This window comes from Prochlorococcus sp. G5PB11, assembly GCF_059772425.1.
Window position 1 is genome coordinate 36,991 of record NZ_CM186287.1, and the last position, 16,018, is coordinate 53,008.

The 16,018-nt window shown below is 36.6% G+C and carries 15 protein-coding genes; 9 read left to right on the forward strand and 6 right to left on the reverse strand.

Going from position 1 to position 16,018, the window contains the following annotated elements; genetic code table 11:
* Window positions 1-2: 2 nt before the first annotated feature.
* The gene (gene trpS / locus AC6EI0_RS00175; RefSeq protein ID WP_498522541.1) at window positions 3-1,016 is read right to left on the reverse strand and encodes a tryptophan--tRNA ligase; all 1,014 of its coding nucleotides are present in this window, start codon (window positions 1,014-1,016) and stop codon (window positions 3-5) included.
* On the reverse strand, window positions 1,017-1,538 hold the full coding sequence (locus AC6EI0_RS00180; protein ID WP_498523551.1) for a DUF8668 family protein: 522 nt from the start codon (window positions 1,536-1,538) through the stop codon (window positions 1,017-1,019).
* A gap of 230 nt (window positions 1,539-1,768) precedes the next feature.
* Between AC6EI0_RS00180 and AC6EI0_RS00185 the strand changes: the two genes are divergently transcribed.
* The 5 genes from AC6EI0_RS00185 (at window position 1,769) to AC6EI0_RS00205 (ending at window position 7,021) form a co-directional block, all read left to right on the forward strand.
* Complete coding sequence (locus AC6EI0_RS00185; protein WP_498522542.1) at window positions 1,769-3,124, forward strand: YcjF family protein; 1,356 nt, start codon at window positions 1,769-1,771, stop codon at window positions 3,122-3,124.
* A gap of 161 nt (window positions 3,125-3,285) precedes the next feature.
* The gene (locus AC6EI0_RS00190; protein ID WP_498523552.1) at window positions 3,286-4,161 is read left to right on the forward strand and encodes a metal ABC transporter substrate-binding protein; all 876 of its coding nucleotides are present in this window, start codon (window positions 3,286-3,288) and stop codon (window positions 4,159-4,161) included.
* Window positions 4,162-4,167: 6 nt separating this feature from the next.
* Entirely contained in the window at window positions 4,168-4,965 is a 798-nt protein-coding gene (locus AC6EI0_RS00195; RefSeq protein WP_498491612.1) for a metal ABC transporter ATP-binding protein, read from the forward strand.
* Window positions 4,958-5,830, forward strand: coding sequence for a metal ABC transporter permease (locus AC6EI0_RS00200; protein ID WP_498522543.1), 873 nt, complete (start codon window positions 4,958-4,960; stop codon window positions 5,828-5,830). Before AC6EI0_RS00195 ends, AC6EI0_RS00200 begins: the two co-directional genes overlap by 8 nt.
* 12 nt (window positions 5,831-5,842) lie before the next feature.
* Entirely contained in the window at window positions 5,843-7,021 is a 1,179-nt protein-coding gene (locus AC6EI0_RS00205) for a DUF4336 domain-containing protein (protein WP_498522544.1), read from the forward strand.
* 7 nt (window positions 7,022-7,028) lie between these two features.
* Here the strand turns inward: AC6EI0_RS00205 and AC6EI0_RS00210 are convergent, their stop codons facing one another.
* Window positions 7,029-7,373: a DUF760 domain-containing protein gene (locus tag AC6EI0_RS00210; protein WP_498522545.1), complete on the reverse strand. Its 345-nt coding sequence runs from the start codon at window positions 7,371-7,373 to the stop codon at window positions 7,029-7,031.
* Between the two features lie 62 nt (window positions 7,374-7,435).
* Complete coding sequence (lepB, locus tag AC6EI0_RS00215; RefSeq protein WP_498522546.1) at window positions 7,436-8,002, reverse strand: signal peptidase I; 567 nt, start codon at window positions 8,000-8,002, stop codon at window positions 7,436-7,438.
* A 63-nt stretch (window positions 8,003-8,065) separates the two neighbouring features.
* Here lepB and menD point away from each other — a divergent pair, with 63 nt between their 5' ends.
* From menD to AC6EI0_RS00235, 4 genes are read left to right on the forward strand one after another with little or no spacing between them, the layout of a single operon-like run.
* Window positions 8,066-9,856 (forward strand): 2-succinyl-5-enolpyruvyl-6-hydroxy-3-cyclohexene-1-carboxylic-acid synthase, encoded by a 1,791-nt coding sequence (gene menD, locus AC6EI0_RS00220; protein ID WP_498522547.1) that lies wholly within the window; start codon window positions 8,066-8,068, stop codon window positions 9,854-9,856.
* 17 nt (window positions 9,857-9,873) lie between these two features.
* Window positions 9,874-10,773 carry a 1,4-dihydroxy-2-naphthoyl-CoA synthase gene (menB, locus tag AC6EI0_RS00225; RefSeq protein WP_498522548.1) on the forward strand — a complete coding sequence of 300 codons (900 nt, stop codon included), beginning with the start codon at window positions 9,874-9,876 and terminating at the stop codon, window positions 10,771-10,773.
* Window positions 10,774-10,822: 49 nt separating this feature from the next.
* Window positions 10,823-12,286: a glycogen synthase GlgA gene (gene glgA, locus AC6EI0_RS00230; protein WP_498522549.1), complete on the forward strand. Its 1,464-nt coding sequence runs from the start codon at window positions 10,823-10,825 to the stop codon at window positions 12,284-12,286.
* Window positions 12,287-12,329: 43 nt separating this feature from the next.
* Entirely contained in the window at window positions 12,330-13,727 is a 1,398-nt protein-coding gene (locus AC6EI0_RS00235) for a UDP-N-acetylmuramoyl-tripeptide--D-alanyl-D-alanine ligase (RefSeq protein WP_498522550.1), read from the forward strand.
* A 14-nt stretch (window positions 13,728-13,741) separates the two neighbouring features.
* Here AC6EI0_RS00235 and glmU read toward each other — a convergent pair whose 3' ends face one another.
* Window positions 13,742-15,082 (reverse strand): bifunctional UDP-N-acetylglucosamine diphosphorylase/glucosamine-1-phosphate N-acetyltransferase GlmU, encoded by a 1,341-nt coding sequence (glmU, locus tag AC6EI0_RS00240; protein ID WP_498522551.1) that lies wholly within the window; start codon window positions 15,080-15,082, stop codon window positions 13,742-13,744.
* A gap of 37 nt (window positions 15,083-15,119) precedes the next feature.
* Window positions 15,120-16,016, reverse strand: a complete 897-nt coding sequence (locus AC6EI0_RS00245) for an MnmC family methyltransferase (protein ID WP_498522552.1) — start codon at window positions 16,014-16,016, stop codon at window positions 15,120-15,122.
* Window positions 16,017-16,018 lie beyond the last annotated feature (2 nt).

Sequence of the window (16,018 nt, forward strand, 5' to 3'; positions counted from 1 at the left end):
TTCTACAAATTTGAATAAAATCCTAGAGCTTCTTTAACTCTATTTAATGTTAACTTAGAAACCTCCTCGGCAGTAAGTTTGCCTTTATTTAGTATTCTTTTTAACTCTTCTTGATCATTCATTAGTTCTTTATACTTTTCTTGAATAGGTTTGAGAACGTTAATCATTGCCTCTGTAAATTCTGGTTTGAATTTACCCCAGCCCATTTCTGCGCAATACTCAGCTGCTTTTTCTCTCCCTAGGCCAGAAATTATTGAATAAATTGTTAAAAGATTATCAGCTTCAGGTCTTGAGGGATTTCCAAATTCTAGTCCTAATTCTGAGTCGGTTTTTGCACGTTTTATTTTTTTAGTAATTACTTCTGGATTGTCTAATAAAGTAATCCTACTATTTTCATTTGGGTCGCTTTTACTCATTTTCTTTGTTCCGTCTGTCAGGCTCATTACTTTTGAACACTCTTTCAAAATCAAGGGATTTGGAACTTTAAGTATTGGATTCTCTTTTGTTCCGAATTTTGAATTAACTCTTTGAGAAGCAATATCTCTCGCAAGCTCTAGATGCTGCTTTTGATCTTCTCCAACAGGAACCAAATCAGCGTCATAGAGAAGAATATCCGCTGCCATAAGGACTGGATAATCTAATAATCCAATAGATACATTGTCTCCTTGTTTAATTGACTTTTCCTTAAACTGAATCATTCTCTCCATCCAGTTTAAAGGAGTTAAGCAATTTAATATCCAGCAAAGCTCGCTATGGGCGCTTATCTGACTTTGAATGAATATTGAGCATTTATTAGGATTCATCCCACAAGCGATATATAAAGCCGCTGTAGATAGAGAATTTTGATGAAGAGATTTTGGGTCATGCGGAGTGGTTATCGCATGAAGATCAACAACGCAGACAAATGTTTCGTAATTTTCTTGTAATTCAACCCAATTTCTTATTGCTCCAAGCCAATTACCTATATGAACATCTCCTGTGGGTTGAACACCTGATAAGACTCGCTTCTGATTCACTTATCCCTGCTCGCTTGTATTTGTGGAATCATCTTCATTTGAACTTGCTTCTGTAGCTTGATCGTTATTTTTTTCTTTAGGATCTTGAGCAACATTGTTTGCCTGATCAGTAGCAGCGACCTCTTGTTCTTTAACTGGTTTTTCTGGTCTTGCAAAGGGGTTTGGCTTTGAGTTTACTGAGTTGTTATCTTCACCGTTATAGTTTCCTCTGCCTCTCCTTTGGTTATGGGAGGGGGCTTGAGACCTATATTCGTTGACTAAATTTTCAAGATTTCCATCTTCAAGCATTTGTGCAAGAGTTCTTACTGCGAAACCAAGCACTGCGACAGTAGAACGAAGATTGAAGGCTTCTTGCAATGATCTGGCTGCACGCATTTCATTATCACTTAAGCGAATGCGAAAGCCTCCCTCCCTATTGTTAGGACCTCGGCCACCTCTGAAATTATTACGGCCATTTTGTCTTTGGTTTTGGAAATCGCCACCACCCGACTGATTATTGGTGTAAGAGTCACCCATGAACATATGTGCCAATAGGGGCAAGTGTGACGCATAGCCGGTACTTTTGCGACAAATTTGAATATCTTGATTAGCACTTTCACATCTTATAAAATCGATACCAGTAGAAAAAACCGATTTTCTTTAGGTATAAATTTCTGTTTTTAAAAAAGTAAAACCTTCTTTCTTTGCGGTTATTAAGGGAAAGTTTGCTTTAAAATGAAAGTTAGCTAAGAAGAAACTGTAATTATTGAAATATGGAAAATCATTCATTAACAAAATCGCCTCTTTCCTTGACTTCTTTTTCTATTCCGAAAATTAGTCTTTTTATTGGGCTAACAATTACCGGTCAATGGGTTTTGAGTGATGTGGCCCACATACCTGGAGGTGGATTGGGTTTGCTATTAGGACTTGGTTTTATTTTTTATTTTTTAAAACCAGGGAAGGTTTCATTTGATGCTCCTTCTACTGTTCAAGGATGGGTAAGAAGATGCCATGACGTTTTAGAGAATTTTGAGTACTTACTTGAGGATGGGGAGCAAAGTGAAAGAAAAAAAGAAAGAATAAATTCCTTGCAAAAAATTATTGATAGAAGCGAAGACCAAAGCATTGGTTTCCTGAAAACAAAAGGCGTAAAATTACCTGATAAATACCAATTGGAAAAAGTTTTAGGAATAAATAATCAAATAAAAGTCTCTTTTCCACCGGCTCTTCCTGTAAGAGATCCAAATTGGATTTTGCCTGATTTAATCCAAGAACAAGATTTTATTGTTTACTCTTTGGCACTTCCAATGAGTGCAGCTGATCTTTTGTGGATTAAAAATATCCCTACTGATCAGCCAGCCTGGCTAATGGTTACAAGTAAAGAATCTACTGACTGGTCTGATGAACGAAATGCATTAGAGGCCCAATTGCCAGATAGATGGAATAACAGAGTATTGAAATGGAATGGATCTCAAGCAGAAATGGAAACGGTTCTCTCTCCAATTAAAAAACTTCTTGAAAATCCAAAGAAAAATACTGACATCACCAAGCAAAGACTTTTATCTCGATTACACACTTCTTGGCAAAAAGATTTAGAGAAATTAAGAAGGGAAAAATTCAAGGTTATTCAAACAAGATCACAGTGGATTGTCGCTGGTATTGTTTTCGCCTCCCCTGTCGCTTCAACTGATTTGCTCGCAGTTGCAGTTGTTAATGGCTTGATGATCAAAGAAATGTCAAAAATATGGTCTTCCAAAATGAAGCCAGAATTACTTGAGGCAGTTTCAAGACAGCTGGCAATGGCTGCAATTGGTCAAGGAGTTGTTGAATGGAGTGGACAGTCCTTGTTGAGTTTAGCAAAGCTTGATGGTTCTTCTTGGGTAGCAGCTGGAACAATTCAGGCCTTGAGTGCTGCTTACTTAACAAGAGTAGTTGGAAGATCTATGGCCGATTGGATGGCTCTCAATAATGGAGTTACTCAGCCTGATTTAGAACTTATTAAGCAACAAGCTCCCCAACTAGTATCAAAAGCTGCTGAGCTAGAAAGAGTTGATTGGGTAGCTTTTTTAAAGCAATCAAAAGAGTGGATTCAGTCTCAATCTAATAATTACAAAGTTAAATCAGTTTGATTTGATAACTATATTTCTATTATCTCTTTGAATTATAGATATGGAAAATATAAATATTCTCTATATCTGAATACATTATTGATAAAAAAAAAAGGAGCTTTTCTGATTTGATTTACAAGAAAAAAAAGTTATTTAACTTCTCTATTTTCCTGGCTTTTAGTATTTTATGCTTGACAGCATGTGTAAATAAAAAGGGGTATAAACCCACTTATGAAAAGCCTTTTGTCTTGACCACTTTTACAATTTTGGCAGACCTTGCCAGAAATGTTGCTGGCGAAAGATTAGAAGTTAAATCAATTACAAAACCAGGTGCTGAAATCCATAGTTACAAATTTACACCTAGTGATATTGTAAAAACTAAAGGAGCAAAACTGATTCTTGAAAATGGTTTAGGTCTTGAAGCGTGGATCTCGAAATTTATGATGGCTACGGCAGAGATTCCCAAGGTGAAGTTAACAGAAGGGATGACGCCACTATTGATAGATGGCGATGTTTACGCAGGGAAGCCCAATCCTCATGCTTGGATGTCTCCCAAAAGAGCGATGAATTATGTCGATAAAATAGTCGATGCTTTTAGCAAGATTGACCCTGATGGAGAACTTGAATACAGAGCTAACGCCTCTACCTATAAAGCTAAGCTTGAATCACTTGATAAAGAGCTAAGGGATTCTTTATCATCTATTTCTAAAAAAAGAAGATTTCTAGTTACATGTGAAGGAGCCTTTTCTTACCTTGCCAATGATTATGGTATGAAGGAGGGATATTTGTGGCCTGTTAATGCTGAAAGCCAAGTAACTCCAAAGAGAATGGTTGATCTTATAAAGCTGATCAAAGACAATGACATCCCAACGATTTTTTGTGAAAGTACTGTTAGTTCAAAAGCACAAATGGAAGTTGCAAAATCTAGTGGGGCTGTTTTTGGGGGTACTTTTTATGTAGATTCACTTTCAGGACCAGATGGCCCAGCTCCAACCTACATAAAGTTGCTCAGGCATAATGTTCGATTAATTATTGAGGGCTTAATTCCAAAAACATAAAAAAGAATGAATCCAATTTTTAAGAGTCATGAAAAAGATTTTATGCGAATTGAGGCGGATCAAGTTTGTGTTGATTACAACGGTACCGTTGCCCTCTATGACGCAAGTTTGAATTTAAAAGCTGGATCAATTTGTGGTCTGGTCGGAATGAATGGCGCGGGGAAATCAACTTTTTTCAAAGCTTTAATGGGTTTTGTTAGACCATCTAGGGGAAAAATAAGGTTAAATGGACTTAGAGTTAATCAAGCCCAGAAGGATCAGACGGTAGCTTATGTACCGCAAAATGAAGGCATCGATTATGCCTTCCCTGTAAGTGTTTGGGATGTTGTGATGATGGGTAGATATGGCGCTATGAATATCTTTCGAATACCAAGAGAGTCAGATAGAAGAGCTGTTTTTCATGCCTTGGAGAGAGTTGATCTTTTAGATCTTCGAAATAGACCAATTGGATCGTTATCAGGTGGTCAGCGCAAAAGAGCTTTTCTAGCAAGAGCCATAGCTCAAAGGGCATCAGTGCTTCTTTTGGATGAACCTTTTTCTGGAGTTGATGTACCCACTGAAAAGTTAATGGCAGAGCTTTTTCTTCAATTTCGACAAGAAGGACATACTATTTTGATTTCTACTCATGACTTGAATCATGTGAGAGATTTTTGTGATTTTGTAGTTCTTATCAATAAGACAGTTCTTGCTTATGGAGAGACCTCGGAAGTCTTTACATCGGAAAACCTCAATAAAACATTTGGAGGAATTCCACCAAATCCTTTATCAGGACCAGAGTCGAGTAAAGATTTTGTAAATGAGTGAACTTTTGATTTCCATTACGCCACTTGATTGGCTTTTGGATCCATTAACTCATGACTTCATGAGGAGAGCTTTGATGGTTAGTGCCTTAGTAGGAGGTGTTTGCGGTCTTCTTTCTTGTTATATGACATTAAAAGGATGGGCCTTAATGGGAGATGCGGTTTCTCATGCTGTCATGCCAGGAGTTGTAGTTGCTTATGCCTTAGGGCTACCTTTCTCTTTAGGTGCTTTTGTTTTTGGAGTTGGTTCAGTTGCTTTGATTGGATTTATTAAACAGAAATCTAGAATTAAAGAAGACACCGTAATAGGTCTAGTTTTTACAGGATTTTTTGCATTAGGAATTGTATTGGTTTCAAAAATCAAAAGTAATATTGACCTTATGCAGATACTCTTTGGAAGCCCTCTAGGTATTTCTCAGTCAGATGTTAATCAAACCTTGATAATCTCTTTTGTAGTTATATTTATTTTGCTTCTATTTAGAAAAGACTTAATGCTTTATTGTTTCGATGCTAAACACGCTCGATCTATAGGGATAAATACAGGAATGCTTCATTATTTGCTATTAACTTTATTATCTTTATCCGCAGTAGTAGGGTTGCAAACCGTTGGTATTATCCTCGTAGTGGCAATGCTTATTACTCCTGGCGCAACCGCATACTTGCTTACTGATCGTTTCGACAGGATGACTATATTGGCAGTTTTCAGCAGCGCTTTTTCAAGTATTTTAGGAGTTTATATAAGTTATTGGTCAGACATTGAAACAGGAGGATCTATTGTTTTAGTGCAAACTTTAATATTTTTAATTGCGTTCTTATTTGCCCCAAAATATGGAATATTTAAAAATCAATCTCTAATAAATAACGACTAATTTAGTACAACTATGAATAACCTAGCTTCTGAACAAAAATGGAGTTGGTGGCCACTTCTACCTCTCTATCCATATGGTAGAAAAAGAACAATATTTAGGGAATTAGTTCCTAGTCAGATTTGGAGTTTTGAACAACTTCAGGGTATCTATTATGTTGCGGTCCCAGTGAGGTTATTAGTTGTAAGAGTAAAGAATGAATTGATGATAATTAATCCGCTCCCTCCGACGGAAGAATTGCTGAATGATATCGACGTCCTTGTAAAAAAATTCGGTCCTGTAAAAACTATTGTCTTACCAACTGCCTCTGGATTGGAACATAAAATTGCTCTTCCTGCTTTAGCTAGAGCCTTTCCTGATTCGAAAATATGGGTTTGCCCAGGGCAATGGAGTTTCCCTTTTCAATTACCTTTTGATTGGTTGGGAATTCCCTCTAAAAGAACAAATATTTTATTAGCTGATGGATTCCCTCACAGTGATTATTGTGACTGGATTTCATTGGGTCCTATTGATATTGGATTAGGACGTTTTCAAGAAATATCTTGTTTTCATAAACCATCAAAATCTTTGTTGGTTACTGATGCTCTTGTGGGTATTGAAGAGACTCCTCCAGAGCTTTTTGATTTAGACCCTACACCTTTATTGTTCCATTCAAGGGAAAAGGGGGATGAAGAGTTGATTGATACACCTATTGCGAGGGAAAAAGGATGGCTCCGTTTGGTTCTATTTGCTTCCTACTTAAGACCTGAAAAGTTGGAGATACCGAAAATAAAAGAAATTGTAGGTAACGCTTTTAAACCAAATTTAAGAAATAAAAGAGCACATTTTGGGATATATCCTTTTTCCTGGCAGAAAGGCTGGGAGTCGTCTGCAAAAAAACTTGTTGGGAAAAGCATTCCGCTCATACAAATTGCTCCTGTAATAGAAAGGTTGGTTTTTCCAAGAGGGCAAAAAGCTTTAACAACTTGGTTAAATAAAGTTGAATCTCTACAAGGTCTTTCTTGGTTAATATCTGCTCATTACAGCGGGAAAGTTAGATTCACAAAAAATGAAGTAAAATCGTTAAAAAATAAAATTAGTAAGTCTGATTGGGCACCCAGTAAAGGTGATTTTGGATTTTTAAGTTGGTTAGACCAAAAATTATTAAAAATCGGCGTAGTACCAATAGACCCTCTTAAAAAATTTAGTGATTAATTAGTGATTAAATATTATCTGGGTCGACTGACATTTCCTCGTCTGACAAAAGTGTTTCCTCTAATTGTTTCCTTTGCTCCATTTGTCTAAGGAAGTAACCTGTCATCATCGCAGAGGCTAGTAGACTAGCTAAATTGTCCTTACTAGAAGTTACTTTTACCTCAAATTGTTCTCCAGGAAGCATCCCAAGTAAACCTTGAACATTGTGTCGGATTATTTCTTGAATTTCGGGACTGGCAGATTTTGCTACTCTTTGCAAAACGTCAGCTGGTTGATCTTGTAAGTATTGAATTAGAGCATTTGCCTCATGACCCTCATTATTGTCAGTAGCTAAAAATTCAGGATTAAACATCCAGACCTTTACATGTATTTCCACATTATCGCAAAATGTACGCCAATAAAATTTAATTTAGGTTATGGGAACCGAATAGGGCCTATTTTTTTTAATGGCCAGTACCTTGCAAGTGCCGTACCTATAAGATTTTTTTCTGGGAGAGCTCCCCAAATGTGAGAGTCTAAACTGTTATTTCGGTTATCTCCTAAGACCCAAAGTGAATTGTCAGGTACGTTTATTTCGTCCATTTCATATTGGATAGGTTCTTTAATCCAAGGTTCATTTATTTCTTTTCCATTTCTATACAGTTTCCCATTAGTAACTTCTATTTTGTCCCCAGGTAATCCAACGACTCTTTTTATTAGCGCTGAACCATCGCTGTAACCTGCTTCTGTGAGAATTTTTGGAGGTTTGAAAATAACAATCGAATTTAAATTTAAATGTTTATTAAGTTTATTATTAAGTCTTGGGGTTATCTTTTCTATCAATATTCTGTCTTGAATTTGCAAAGTTGGAATCATTGATCCAGACGGTATCCATCTGGGTTCAACTGCTTGCCATCTTAATAAAAGCGCAATTAATATCCAAACCAACAATCCTTTCCAGCTAGTTTGGTGTTGATTCTTTTTTGATCCAGTAGATGTCATGAATTTTCTTTGTTTAAGTTACTTGTTGGAAAGTTTTTTACAAAAATCTAAGTAGTTGTTCTTTTGGCAATTTCACTAGCTCGTTACAATTTTTTTATCAGTTTAGAGCTCCTTAAAACTCTAGTAGCTAAGGGAGTGAAATATTTTGTCCTTTGCCCTGGTAGTAGATCAGGCCCTCTTGCTTTAGCAGCAGCAAGTCTCTCCAAAAGAAAAAAAGTAACTCTCATAACATCAATTGACGAAAGGTCCGCTGCATTCCTTGCTTTGGGAATAAGTGCAGCTAGTGGGCAAGTAAGTTGCGTCATTACAACTTCGGGAAGTGCTGTCGCAAATCTTTTGCCGACTGCTGTTGAAGCAGATAGATCATGCCATCCTCTCTTGTTCTTAACAGCAGATAGACCTTTGCGATTAAAAGAATGTGGAGCCAATCAAGCAGTTAATCAACAGGATTTTCTTAAATCTGTTTGTAGACATTTTGATGAATCTCCAAAAGAAGGAATTCATTTGATTTCAAAAGAGAGACTGACATCTTTAGTTGAAAAATCATTCGAAATGGCTTCTAATATTCCTGGACCAGTTCATATTAACCTTGCTTATGAAGAGCCTTTGCATCCTTGCGAAATTGACCAAAATAAAGTTCTTGATGGATGGGGGATTGAAGGATTTTTAAAGGAAAAAATTACTTCAAATAATATTCAAACTGTTAAAAATCTTCCATATTTAAAAATACCAAAATTAGATGCATTTTCTTTAGGAATAATTATTGTTGGCCCATGGAGAGGAAAATCAAAACAACTTGTTTCTTTTAGGGGCGCATTAAAGAAATGGCAAAAATTAACTGGATGGCCAGTTCTTGCTGATCCACTCTCTGGGGTTGAAAATGATCAAGAGGGTTTAATAAAGCACTGGGATCTTTTTTTCTCAATAGGCTTATTTGAAAAAATCAAAGACATTCAAGTTTTACGATTGGGCCCAATACCTCCAAGTAGAGAATTACAAACTTGGCTTAAAAAACCTGGGAAAGTTCAATTACTCATTACTGAGGGAGATTGTCGAAATCTTGATCCTATAGGGGGCTCGACACAATTTAGTGAAGGGTTTTCTATCTGGGTTGATAAATTGCTTGAGGGTATTCCCGTAAAGCCTTCAATAGATAAAAAGATTGTTAGTCAAAAGTTGACTAAAGAGCTTATAAAATATGATTTATTTATCCATGATTGGCTTGATAAAAGGTTATTCAGGAATGGGTTAATTACTGAACCAGCATTGGCTAGATTACTTCCTCGCTTGTTGCCAACTTCTACCCCTGTGATGCTTGCTTCAAGTAGTCCCATAAGAGATTGGTTAAGTTATTCGGGAGAGGGGGCTTTCCTGAGAAGGTGCTTTGGATTTAGAGGGGCATCAGGAATTGATGGGACACTCTCAATGGGTATGGGCTTGTCGATAATAATGGGAAGAATGGTATTGGTAACAGGTGATTTAGCACTTCTTCATGATACAAATGGTTGGTTGTTCTCAAAGGATAAAAACATTAGTTTAATCGTAATCATGATTGATAATGGTGGTGGAGGAATATTTAATCAACTAAATATAGAAGAAATTCAAGAAGGAGATTTTGAAGAAATTTTTCTTATGCCTCAGCAAGTTTGTCATCTTACACTTGCCAAAGCCTATGGATTGAAATATAAACAAGTTGCTTGCTTGGATGATTTAGAACAAGCAATTGAATGGAGCTTTTCTTTGTCAACAAATGTATTAATAAGAGTTTGTACTAACTCTTCTGAAGACCATAAATTGAGAGTAAGTTTACGAGATGATCTAAAAAAAACATTATCTGAAATTATCAATTTTTGACTATTTTTATTTAAACAATGACTTTAGAACCTTCTACCCCTAAAAATATCTCTATCTCTAGAAGAGTTCTTCCTGGTGAAATTATTACCTCATGGAAAGCTGTTGGTGAATATAAAGATATCCTGCTAGACATTAGTCCTGAAGGAATTGCTCGCGTTGCGATAAATCGTCCTGACAAAAGAAATGCTTTTCGACCTCAAACAATTTCAGAACTTTGTGATGCATTTATCAGAATAAGAGAAGATCCAGAAATAGGAGTGGTTTTATTCACAGGGGTAGGGCCTTCCAAAGATGGAAAGTTCGCTTTTTGTTCTGGCGGAGATCAGGCCATACGCGGAAGTGGAGGGTACCTAGGTGATGATGGAATCCCGCGTTTAAATGTTCTTGATTTGCAACGTATAATTAGGAGCCTTCCTAAAGTAGTTATTGCGCTTGTTCCTGGCTTCGCAATCGGGGGGGGACATGTTTTACATTTGATTTGTGACTTGAGTTTGGCTGCAGATAATGCAATATTCGGCCAAACAGGACCTAAAGTTGGAAGCTTTGACGCAGGGTTTGGTTCAAGTTATTTAGCAAGGGTTGTAGGTCAAAAGAAGGCCAGAGAAATTTGGTTTCTATGTAGGAAATATGGGGCGAAGGAAGCATTAGATATGGGGTTAATAAATTCCATTACACCAATTAATTTACTCGAGTCAGAAGGGGTTAAATGGGCTAGAGAAATACTTCAAAACAGTCCAACCGCTATAAAGTGTTTGAAATTTTCTTTTAATGCTGATACTGATGGATTAGCAGGTATCCAAGAGCTTGCTGGCCAGGCTACACATCTTTTTTATACTACTGATGAGTCAAAGGAGGGTAGAAATGCTTTTATGGAGAAGAGGGATCCTGATTTCTCCGAATCAAAATGGCTTCCATGATTTTATTTGGTTTATCCAAAGGATAAATCTTTCTTTTTTCATGAATTAAATGCGAATACTTTTTGCTGCTGCTGAATGCGCTCCAATGATAAAGGTTGGAGGTATGGGTGATGTTGTTGGTTCATTGCCTCCTGCGCTTAAAAAACTTGGACATGATGTTCGATTAATAATTCCAGGGTATGGAAAACTATGGGCTTTGATGGATATTGCTCCAGAACCTATTTTTCGGGCCAACACAATGGGTGTTGACTTCGCTGTTTTTGAAACAAGGCATCCCTCTAATGGGTTGCCAATTTATTTGGTTGGACACCCATGTTTTGATTCTGAGCGTATTTACGGAGGAGAAGATGAAGATTGGAGATTTACTTTTTTTGCGAGTGCAGTATCCGAATTTTCTTGGAATTCATGGAAACCACAAGTCCTCCATTGCCATGATTGGCATACTGGAATGATCCCAGTTTGGATGCATCAAGACCCTGAAATCAGCACGGTATTTACTATTCATAATCTCAAGTATCAAGGACCATGGAGATGGAAACTTGATCAGATAACTTGGTGCCCTTGGTATATGCATGGTGACCACACCATGGCATCAGCTATGTTGTATGCCGATAGGGTGAATGCGGTTTCTCCAACTTATTCAAGGGAAATAAGAACATCTGAATATGGAGAAAAATTAGAGGGACTTTTAAATTATATTTCTGGAAAATTACGTGGAATATTAAATGGAGTTGATTTAGATGAGTGGAATCCAGAGACGGATAATTCATTGCCAGCTAAATTTAGTGTAGATAATCTTTCTGGTAGAGCAACTAATAAAAAAGTCCTTCAAGAAAGAATGGGACTTGAAGTTAACCCAGATAAATATCTTATGGGAATGGTTGGTAGACTTGTTGATCAGAAAGGTATTGACCTTTTACTACAGGTGGCTAATAGGCTTCTTTCTTATACTGACTCTCAGGTCGTTGTTCTTGGCACAGGTGATCGATATTTAGAATCAGCTTTGTGGCAACTTGCAATTGAGTATCCGGGTCGTTTTTCTGTTTTTCTTACTTATGATGATGCATTATCACGGCTAATTTATGGAGGCGCTGATGCATTCCTAATGCCTAGTCGTTTTGAGCCATGTGGAATTAGTCAACTCTTAGCTATGCGTTATGGTGCTATTCCGATCGTTAGGAAAGTAGGTGGTTTGGTTGATACAGTAGAGCCTTACAATCCTATGAACGAAACAGGTTCTGGATTTTGTTTTGATAGGTATGAACCAATTGACTTCTATACAGCATTAGTTCGTTCCTGGGAAGCATATAGGCATCGAAAAAGTTGGAAGGAGTTACAAGTAAGAGCAATGTCAAATAAATATAGTTGGGATAGATCGGCGAAGGAATATGAATTAATGTATAAAGATGTTTGTGGAATTAAGGAGCCTTCTCCAGATGCAGCAGAGGTTGAAAAGTTTTCTTATGGTCAAGAAGCTGATCCTTCAAGAAAAGGGAAAAAAATAAAATTATAGTAATTTTGACGATTTAGCTTATTTTTCTTCTGTTCATATTTGCATGGATATTACTTTTAAGGACTTAACAGAACTATGGGGGATGCCAGCCAATCAAAAAGAAACAGATCTTGATTTGCCAGTTGGTCGTATATCTACTGATTCGAGGACAACTGAAAAAGGTGATTTCTTTGTCCCTTTAGTAGGGACTTCATTTGATGGCCATGATTACTTAGATATGGCTTTTGATACTGGTATACAGGGAGCTATAGTTTCAGAACAATTTCATGGTTTGGTTCCAAATGACCTGCCTCACTGGGTAGTCCCAGATACTCTGTACGCCTATCAACAGATCGCATTGCTGCATCGGAGGAATTTAAATCTTCCTGTAGTTGCTGTTACTGGTTCTGTTGGTAAAACAACTACAAGAGAATTGATTAGGGCAATACTGTCTCCTCTTGGTGAAATTGTTTCAAGCAGAGGGAATGAAAATAATGATGTAGGCGTTCCAAAAACACTGCTTAGAGGTTCTGCAACAGATGCTGCATTTGTTCTTGAAATGGGTATGCGTGGTTTTGGTCAAATTCAACGTCTCTCTCGTGCTTCAGAACCTGATATTGCTGTAATTACAAATATAGGACAAGCTCATATTGGTATTCTTGGAAGTAGAGAAAATATTGCAAAAGCGAAGTCTGAAATCACTTCAAGCCTAAGTCCAGATGGCGTTGTGATTATTCCTTTCGGTGACAAGCTTTTAGAAAAAGCTTTATTAGAAAAATGGTCAGGACGTATTGTTCGACTAGCAATAGAGGGCTTTTCTCTGAATTGGTTGGATTGTAATGATGACTATTTCCCTTTTCAAAATATTGAGCCAGATTATATTGCTCAAGTTGATATGCAAAATAATTTCATGCTTTTTGAAGGAAGTAAGTTTAAATTGCCCCTTGAAGGAAGACACAATGCTATGAATTTTTTTATGGCATTGACCGTTGCAAGAGAATTAGGACTATCAATAAAGAATCTTGATCAATTAAAATTAAATATGCCCATGGGAAGAAATAGCTTGGTTGATTGTGGTCAATATTTAGTTTTAGATGAGACTTATAATGCATCTCCTGAATCTGTTCTGGCTTCTTTAGAGTTATTAGTGAGCAAGCCTGGTAGACATTTTGCAGTTTTAGGTACGATGCTTGAACTAGGCTCTGAAAGTGCTTTGCTTCATCAGAAAGTTCTTAAAAGAGCTATTGAATTAGGTCTTACGGGAATTGTTTTTGTCTCTTGTGATGAGGAAACTACATTCATAGAAAATACAATCAAAGAATTACCAAATCATAGTGTTGTTAGAACGCCAAGAGATGCTGCTATCTCACTATTATCGTGGCTTTTACCGGGAGATAATATTTTAATTAAAGGTAGTCGTAAGTTAGAATTGGAAAAAGTATTACCATTTTTACATCAATAATGTCGTTGTTGTGGTTAATTAGTCTTAGTTCTAATAATTGCTTTTGACCTTTCAACGACTAAGCTTTTATCAGGAACATCTTTGCTTATAGTTGATCCTGCACCTATGGTTACGTGTGACCCTATCTTGATTGGTGCAACTAGGACTGAATTAGCACCGGTTTTTGAATAATCATCAATAATTGTTTTATGTTTATTCTTGCCATCAAAATTAGCTGTAATAGTCCCTGCTCCAATATTAATATTCTTTCCAAGAGCTGAATCACCTAAATAACTTAAATGATTGATTTTTGTCCCTTCACCAATAAAACTTTTTTTTATTTCTACAAAGTTCCCTATTTTAGAATTATCACTTATTTGTGATTCTGGCCTTATGTGAGCGAATGGACCTATGGATGTATTGTTTCCAATCTTGGCTTCATTGATGATTGAGTGAATGGCTAAAACATTTTCCGAAAGTGTTGAATTTGTTATGACACTACCTGGTCCTAAATGACATCCATTGCCAATATTACATTTACCACGAAGATGTGTTTGTGGCTCAATAATTACGTCTGTGCCAAAGGTCGTATCCTCACTCAGCGAACAGCTAATAGGATCAACGAATGTAACCCCTTTGCTCATCCATGATGATTTAAGTTTTTTTTGGATGAAGTGTTCGCATTCAGAAAGTTGAATTCTATCATTAATCCCTTTGATTTCAAATGGATTATCTATCTCAAAATGCAATGCTTTTTTGAGTAAACTTATTGTGTCTGTCAGGTATATTTCATTTTGACTGTTTTTGTTAGATAATAAGTTCAAAACATCTAATAATTCCCGCCATTTAAAACAATAAATACCCGCATTTATTAATTTATTTTTTCGTTGTTCATTAGTGCAATCTCTCTCTTCGATGATTTGTTGGACTAGTCCCGCCTCATCTGTGAATACTCGCCCGTATCCCTTTGGAGAGTCTAAATTTGCAGATAAAAAAGTTACACTCGCATTAGATTCTTTGTGAAATTTTAAAAGCGAACTTAGAGTTTTTTCTTTTAGCAGTGGAACATCGCCATTTAATACTAAAAGTTCTCCATTAAATCCTTTTAACCTAGGTCTTAATTGTTGGATCGCGTGTCCAGTACCATTTTGAGGTTCCTGAAGAACAAAATCTAAGTCCTTATGATTTTTTAAAGAGTCCTCTACTAATTTGGCCTGATGTCCTACAACTATTAACTTGTGGTTTGGCTTGAGCCCTTGAGTGCAAGACAAAACTCTGTCAATAAGTGATTTTCCAGCTAAAGGGTGAAGAACCTTCGGCAACTTACTTTTCATTCGCGTACCTTTCCCAGCCGCTAAAATTGCGATGGCAAGCATTAGAGTCCTTTTTTGATGAAATCTAATCGCTTTAAAACTATTGCGCAGTATTCCACTGTTTTCTCCATGATGAAGTGCTTATTAATTGACTTTTAGATTGTTCTATTTTTCTTGTTGTAATAATTTCTTTACAGCTTCCTTTCCCTGTGGGATCTCTGTAAGGAATTGACGAACGAGTGGCAAGGTGTTCTATTTCCCTGGTACTTAAGTCTTTAAACTGACAATTTTCTGAAATATTATGTTGTTCTATTTTCTTTTTCATAGCAACTGTCCCTGAACTCCATTTGTGTTGGTCATCGATAGAGGGAGCTATTGAATAGATTCTTAAACCAGCTCTTATGAGGCTCGCTCTAATGGAGGCAGCAGTTGAATATGTGATCAAGCGTCCTTTTACAGATAACCTTTCGGTTAATAAAGAGATGAATTCCTCACTCCATAGCTCGGGACACTTTTGTGGAGAAAAAGGATCAAGAAGAATTAAATCAAACCTTAAAGAATCTCGTATTTCATAAATCTTTTGTCTTGCATCTCCCCAATGAATACTTCCTTCGCTAAAACCGTCAGTCCATTTACCTGATTTTTTTAGGCAATTAAAAAAATGCAATACTTTTGGAGACCAAATTCTCTGAAATTTTTTTTCATTAAGAGCAAGACTTAGAGGCCTTTGATCAATCTCGAGCCCATGCCATTCAGTCTGTATGTTGCTTTGAAATAATTTTTCGAGAATACATCCAGTGTTATAGCCCAATCCCAAGCAAACATCTAAAACAACTATCTTTTTTGTGGTGGAAAATTTTTCTAATTGAGCTGGTAATAAATATTTGGCGATTGACTCGCTTAGCGCTCCGTCTTTATCATGAAACCCTTCTTCATAGTTCAAGCTATAAAGACTTAAACTACCATCTTTTGTCGTACGTATTTTAAAATCATTCAATT

Bases quoted from the DNA above. Each gene is read 5' to 3' on its own strand.
- AC6EI0_RS00205 (WP_498522544.1), top strand. From the start codon at position 5,843: ATGAATAACCTAGCTTCTGAACAAAAATGGAGTTGGTGGCCACTTCTA.
- lepB (WP_498522546.1), bottom strand. From the start codon at position 8,002: ATGACATCTACTGGATCAAAAAAGAATCAACACCAAACTAGCTGGAAA.
- AC6EI0_RS00195 (WP_498491612.1), top strand. From the start codon at position 4,168: ATGAATCCAATTTTTAAGAGTCATGAAAAAGATTTTATGCGAATTGAG.
- menB (WP_498522548.1), top strand. From the start codon at position 9,874: ATGACTTTAGAACCTTCTACCCCTAAAAATATCTCTATCTCTAGAAGA.
- AC6EI0_RS00210 (WP_498522545.1), bottom strand. From the start codon at position 7,373: ATGTTTAATCCTGAATTTTTAGCTACTGACAATAATGAGGGTCATGAG.
- AC6EI0_RS00185 (WP_498522542.1), top strand. From the start codon at position 1,769: ATGGAAAATCATTCATTAACAAAATCGCCTCTTTCCTTGACTTCTTTT.
- AC6EI0_RS00235 (WP_498522550.1), top strand. From the start codon at position 12,330: ATGGATATTACTTTTAAGGACTTAACAGAACTATGGGGGATGCCAGCC.
- glgA (WP_498522549.1), top strand. From the start codon at position 10,823: ATGCGAATACTTTTTGCTGCTGCTGAATGCGCTCCAATGATAAAGGTT.
- AC6EI0_RS00180 (WP_498523551.1), bottom strand. From the start codon at position 1,538: ATGTTCATGGGTGACTCTTACACCAATAATCAGTCGGGTGGTGGCGAT.
- AC6EI0_RS00200 (WP_498522543.1), top strand. From the start codon at position 4,958: ATGAGTGAACTTTTGATTTCCATTACGCCACTTGATTGGCTTTTGGAT.
- glmU (WP_498522551.1), bottom strand. From the start codon at position 15,082: ATGCTTGCCATCGCAATTTTAGCGGCTGGGAAAGGTACGCGAATGAAA.